6 protein-coding genes are annotated in these 5,442 nt (G+C 65.4%); 3 read left to right on the forward strand and 3 right to left on the reverse strand.

The window, feature by feature from the left end:
* Positions 1 to 506, reverse strand: a 506-nt coding sequence (locus LO50_RS05640; protein ID WP_044314379.1) for a TetR/AcrR family transcriptional regulator, incomplete at its 3' end; no start/stop codon positions are given.
* A gap of 135 nt (positions 507 to 641) precedes the next feature.
* On the opposite strand from LO50_RS05640, the gene LO50_RS05645 reads away from it, so the two are divergent.
* From LO50_RS05645 to LO50_RS05655, 3 genes are all read left to right on the forward strand, one after another.
* Positions 642 to 1,235, forward strand: coding sequence for a glutathione S-transferase family protein (locus LO50_RS05645; protein ID WP_044314380.1), 594 nt, complete (start codon positions 642 to 644; stop codon positions 1,233 to 1,235).
* Between the two features lie 25 nt (positions 1,236 to 1,260).
* On the forward strand, positions 1,261 to 2,064 hold the full coding sequence (locus tag LO50_RS05650; protein WP_044314381.1) for an MBL fold metallo-hydrolase: 804 nt from the start codon (positions 1,261 to 1,263) through the stop codon (positions 2,062 to 2,064).
* 123 nt (positions 2,065 to 2,187) lie between these two features.
* A complete protein-coding gene (locus tag LO50_RS05655; protein ID WP_044314382.1) occupies positions 2,188 to 3,525 on the forward strand; it encodes a sensor domain-containing protein in 1,338 nt (445 codons plus the stop codon).
* Between the two features lie 27 nt (positions 3,526 to 3,552).
* Here the strand turns inward: LO50_RS05655 and mapR are convergent, their stop codons facing one another.
* Positions 3,553 to 4,962 (reverse strand): GntR family transcriptional regulator MpaR, encoded by a 1,410-nt coding sequence (gene mapR, locus LO50_RS05660; RefSeq protein WP_044314384.1) that lies wholly within the window; start codon positions 4,960 to 4,962, stop codon positions 3,553 to 3,555.
* Between the two features lie 34 nt (positions 4,963 to 4,996).
* A partial coding sequence (locus tag LO50_RS05665) for a FixG Ig-like domain-containing protein (RefSeq protein WP_044314383.1) occupies positions 4,997 to 5,442 on the reverse strand: 446 nt, incomplete at its 5' end.

Genomic DNA, 5,442 nt, shown 5'->3' on the forward strand with positions numbered 1-5,442 from the left:
TGCTCGCCCGGGCCTTCGATGTGCGCCATGCTCAGCGCGCCTTCGAGCAGGTACTGCAGCTGGCGCGCCAGCTGCAGCGGCTGTGGCGCATCCAGGCGTTCCAGCAGCTCGCGAAGGTAGGCCAGCAGTTCTGCCTTGTAGGCGGAGGAGCGGCGGTGAATCGGGTGGTCGCGGTCGTGATATTCGGCCGCTGCGTTGATGAACAGGCAGCCGCAGAAGGCGTCGTTGCCGTGAATCATTCCGTGCAATCCATCGAAAATTCCCAGTAGCGCCTCACGCGGCGGCAGTCTGGTGGCACGCTCGCGCAGGCGCGTCAGCATCAGCTCGTGGCGCGCTTCCAGCACGGCCAGGATCAGCTCGTCCTTGGACTTGAAGTGCTTGTACAGCGTCATCTTGGCCACGCCGGATTCGGCCAGGATGCGATCGATGCCGGTGGCGTGATAACCCTCGCGATAGAACAGACTCTCTGCGGTGTTGAGCAACTGGTCGCGCTTGTTCGATGCCATGGATACCTCCTGTGGTTCGACATTATGCGGGAGCGCTCGCGGCTTGCTCCAGTTGGGATGGATTTGCGTTGGTGCTTGCAGTGTACAGACAGGTCTGTCTATTATCCAGTCGCAGCCAATCACGAGGGCAACACCATGAAGCTTTACGACCTGACGCTATCCGGCAACTGCCACAAGGTTCGTCTGTTTCTCAGCCTGATCGGCCAGCCGGTGGAGCTGGTGCCGGTGAATCTGCTTGCGGGCGAGCACAAGCAGCCGGCGTTCCGTGAAATCAATCCGCGCGGACAGATTCCGGTGCTCGAGGACGGCGATTTTCGACTTGGCGATTCCCAGGCAATCCTGGTTTATCTGGCCCAGCGCTATGCCAATGAGTGGTATCCGCAGGACGCCGAAACCCAGGGCCACATCGCCAACTGGCTGAGCTTTGCCGCCAACGAGGTGCAGCATGGCCCGGCCACCGTGCGTCTGGGCAAGCTGTTCGGCCGGCCGATCGACGAGCCTCTGGCGCAGGCACGTGCCGCCAGCGCCCTGCGTACGCTCGAGCGGCACCTTGCGCAGCACGCCTGGCTGGCGCAGACCAGCGAACCGACCATCGCCGACATCGCCGTCTACCCCAACGTCGCGCTGGGCGGAGACGGCGGGCTCGATCTGGCTGCCTATCCGGCGCTGCAGGCCTGGTTCGCCCGCGTCCGCGCGCTGCCGGGTTATGTCGGCATGCCGGGGTTGTGACGCCATGAACGTGCAGAATGGTCGGATGCCCGGCGAGCTGGACCGGCACCTGGGCCGGCGGATCGGAGTATCGCTGCTGCTGGTGATCGGGCTGGCAGTCTCCCTGTTTGGCTTCGTCGAGGATGCTTCGGCTGCGCAAGGGTTGCGCTTCAGCCTGGTGAAGACGGCGCAGAGCGACAGTGGCGACTTCTTGCTGGGACGGAACGGTTGGCAGGAGGCGCCGCCCACGCAGCACATCGCGATTCTGATCGAGCATCGCGGCAGCCGCTTGCTGTTTGGAACCGGGCTCGGTAGGCAGATCGACGCGCAGCTGGACGCCGAGGTGCCCTGGCGAATCAAGCGCTACGCGGACGTACGCCCGGTGCGCGATCAGCTGGAGGGGGACGGACTGGAGATCGATCGTATCGTGCTGGGGTGCGTGCGCTGGGAGCACGCTTCGGGGCTGGTCGACTATCCCGAGGTACCGGTATTGGCCAGCGCGGACAGCCTGGGCTATCTGGAGGCTGCCACGCCGCCAGCGGTGTTGCCCAGTCAGTTTCGCCACCCGGTCCGCTGGCAGTCGCTGGAGTTCCAGGCGAGCCCTTATCGGGAGCACCGTCGTAGCCTGGATCTGTTCGGCGACGGCCAGGTCGTGCTGGTGCCGCTGGATGGCCATGGGGCGGTCGGCCTGTTCCTCACGCTTGCCGATGGCCGCCGCTTCTTCTTTCGCGGCGACCGACTGGAACGGGACGCCGGCGATGCGCTAGAGAACGTTATCGCGCTGCAGGATGCCAACACCCAGGCTTCGCTCGGCTTCTATCCGCGCTGGGTGGAGGGAGCCGGACAATAAAAAAACAGCGCAGCGGCTGCGGATTTGGGCGATGCTTAGGGCATGGGAACGAGCGATCAGCCGCGCGACGGCGCCGCCCCGATCGCCAGGCCCGTGCCCAATGGCCGAAGTAGGTCTGCCGCTGTGAAGACGGATAGCTACGCGCCTCTTGCGAGTGTCATCGATTTGTTGCTGGATGCCATCTGCGTGGTCGATGCGCAGGGCAACTTCGTCTACGTCAGCGCCGCCTGCGAGCGCATCTTCGGCTACACCCCGCAGGAGATGCTCGGCAAGCGGATGATCGAGATGGTCTATCCCGAAGACCGTGCCCGGACCCTGGCCGCCGCCAAGGAAGTAATGGCTGATCAGCCGCTGCTGCACTTCGAGAACCGTTACGTGCGCAAGGACGGCGGTGTGGTGCACATCATGTGGTCGGCCTGCTGGTCGACCGATAACAAGCTGCGCATCGGCGTGGCGCGCGACATCACCCAGCGCAAGCAGTCCGAAGCGATGCAGGCGGCGCTCTATTCGATCTCCGAGGCGGCGCACGGGGCCAAGGACCTCGCAGCGCTGTATCAGCAGATCCATCTGACCATCGCCCAGCTGCTGCCGGTGGACGATTTCATCGTGGCCATCCGCAATGCTGCCAGCGGCGAGCTGAGTTATCCCTACCAGGCGCTGGCGCTCGATTCGACCGGTCTGCCAGCGGAACCCGCGGCGTCCCTGTGCTTTTCCGTCCTGCATGGCGCGCAGCCGTTGCGCTTCAATGCGGACTCGATGCCAGCGCTAGCGCTCCCGCTCGGTGATGGGGATACCCATGCCTGGTGGCTGGGGGTGCCGCTCAGTTCGAGTGAGGGGGTGATCGGCGTGCTGTTGCTCAAGAGCACGGCCGCGCCCTACACCGAGAAGGATCAGGAGCTGCTGCAGTTCGTCTCGATGCAGGTGGTCACGGCAATCGAGCGCAAGCAGCTGTATGCGCGACTGCACCGGATGGCGCAGTACGACGAACTCACCGGCCTGCCGAATCGCGCCTGTTTTCGCGATCGCCTGGACACCGCCCTGGCGCGGGTGCGGCGCAATGGCGGACGCGTCGCCTTGCTCTACGTGGATCTGGATCGCTTCAAGCAGGTCAACGATACCTACGGCCACAGCGGCGGCGACCAGCTGCTGCGCGCAGTGGCCGATCGCCTAACGCACTGCGTGCGCGACACCGATACCGTGGCGCGGCTGGGTGGCGATGAGTTCGTGGTGCTGCTGGAAAGCATCGCCGAGGCAGAGGATGCCCGCCGCGTCGTCGACAAGATCCGCGCGGCCTTCGAGCAGCCGATGCAGATTGCCGAGCACAGTCTCGATATCGGCTTGAGCATCGGCACCGCGCTCTATCCCGAAGACGGTGATGCGGAGGCCCAGCTGCTCAAGCAGGCCGACGACCGCATGTATCTGATGAAGGCCCGTGGCGGCCAGCCGCAGGATTGCGACTGAAGGTCCCGGACATATCGTCACCGCGCCTCAGAACGACTTCAGCATCCTGCCCAGCAACTTCATCGCCTGCTCGCTGCGGGCGTCCCATGGATGGCCGTGATTCAGCCGCGCGCAGTTGCGAAAGCGCTGGGTCGCCGAAAAGATCGGCCCTGGCGCCAGGCTGATGCCCTGGGCCAGCGCCAGTTGCAGCAGCTGCAGCGAATCCACCTGCTCGGGAAATTCGAACCACAGAAAGTAGCCGCCGCTGGGCCGGGTGACTCGCGTGCTCGCAGGGAAATGGCGGGCCGCGGAGGCGAGCATCGCACCCTGCTGCATCTCCAGCGCATGGCGCAGCTTGCGCAGGTGACGGTCGTAGCCGCCGTGCTGCAGGTAATCGGCAATGGCGGCCTGCGCCGGCACGGAAGGGGAAATGGTGGTCATCAGCTTGAGCCGGGCGATCTGCTCGGCATAGCGACCGCCGGCAACCCAGCCGACCCGGTAACCGGGCGCGAGACTCTTGGAGAACGAACCGCAGTGCATCACCAGACCTTCGCGATCATGGCTTTTCACCGGCTTGGGCGGCTCGCGGGTGAAGTAAAGCTCGGCGTAGACGTCGTCCTCGATCAACGGCACCTGGTGGCGCTGCAACAGCTCATAGAGCTGCTGCTTCTTCGCCTCGCCCATGCTCGCGCCCAGCGGGTTCTGCAGGCTGCTCATGAACCAGCAGGCCTTGATCGGCAAGTGCGCGAGGCGATCGGCGAGGATGTCGAGGTCGATGCCTTCGCGTGGGTGCACCGGAATCTCCACCGCCTTGAGCTTGAGCCGTTCCAGTACCTGCAGCGTGGCGTAGAACGCTGGCGCCTCGATGGCCACCAGATCACCCGGTTCGGTTACCACCTGCAGGCAGAGGTTCAGAGCCTCCATCGCACCGGTGGTGATCACCAGTTCGTCCATCGGCAGCATCACACCGCTGACCATGTAGCGCAGGGCGATCTGCCGGCGCAGGTCCGGGTTGCCGGCGGTCATCTCGGCAATCACCTCGCGTGCCGGCATGTCGCGCACGCTCTGTGCCATCGAGCGCGCCAGGCGCTGCAGGGGAAACAGCTCGGGACTGGGAAAGGCCGAACCGAAGGGCACCGTGGCCGGGTCGCGCAGCGAGGCGAGCACCGAGAACACCAGCTCGCTGACGCCGACATCGGTGGTTTCCGCCGGACGCAGGCTGATGTCCGGTTCGTGCAACGGGCGCTTGGCATGTTCGCGGACGAAATAGCCCGAACGCGCCCGCGCCTGGATCAGCCCGCGGTCTTCCAGCAGGTAGTAGGCCTGGAACACGGTGGACGGGCTGACGCCGTAGGTGCGGCTGGCGTGGCGCACCGAGGGCACCTTTTCTCCCGGCGCGAGCACGCCACTGCGGATCAGTTCGGCAATCTCGTCGGCGAATTTCTCGTAGCGCTTCATCGTGTCCGGGCCGTGGCGGTTGGGCATGGCCAGTCTACTGGCGTAGCGCCGCGATGGGGGCGACGAAGGTGCTCGGTGTACTCACCCGGCTGCTCGGCTCGGCCAGGTCGCTGACCTCGAAACGCAGCTCGCGGCTGAAGTCGCGGGCGTTGTCGAGCAGCGCAACGCTGACCGGCAGGTCGGCGATCTCGCCCGGGGCCAGGGCGATCTCGCGCGGTCCCTGCAGTGCGAACGGCCCGCCTTCCAGCCCGAGCGCGTAGCGGCGCGCTTGCTGGGTCTTGTTGATCAGCTTGAGGCGGTACATGTTTTCGATCTGCCCCTGCATGTTCTCGCGGTACAGCGTGCGGTCGCGGGTGACGTCCAGCTGCAGCTGCGGCCGCGCGTCCAGTGCCCAGACGAAGGCGGCGATCATCGCCGTCATCGCCACGGCATATCCGATCAGGCGCGGCCGCAAGAGGCGGGTGGCGCCGCCTTTGAGCG

Source organism: Stutzerimonas stutzeri (assembly GCF_000935215.1).
Classification (GTDB): Bacteria; Pseudomonadota; Gammaproteobacteria; order Pseudomonadales; family Pseudomonadaceae; genus Stutzerimonas.

What these genes read in the sequence shown, in the direction of transcription:
- LO50_RS05645 (WP_044314380.1), top strand. Translation starts at nt 642, where the DNA reads ATGAAGCTTTACGACCTGACGCTATCCGGCAACTGCCACAAGGTTCGT.
- LO50_RS05650 (WP_044314381.1), top strand. Translation starts at nt 1,261, where the DNA reads ATGCCCGGCGAGCTGGACCGGCACCTGGGCCGGCGGATCGGAGTATCG.
- mapR (WP_044314384.1), bottom strand. Translation starts at nt 4,962, where the DNA reads ATGAAGCGCTACGAGAAATTCGCCGACGAGATTGCCGAACTGATCCGC.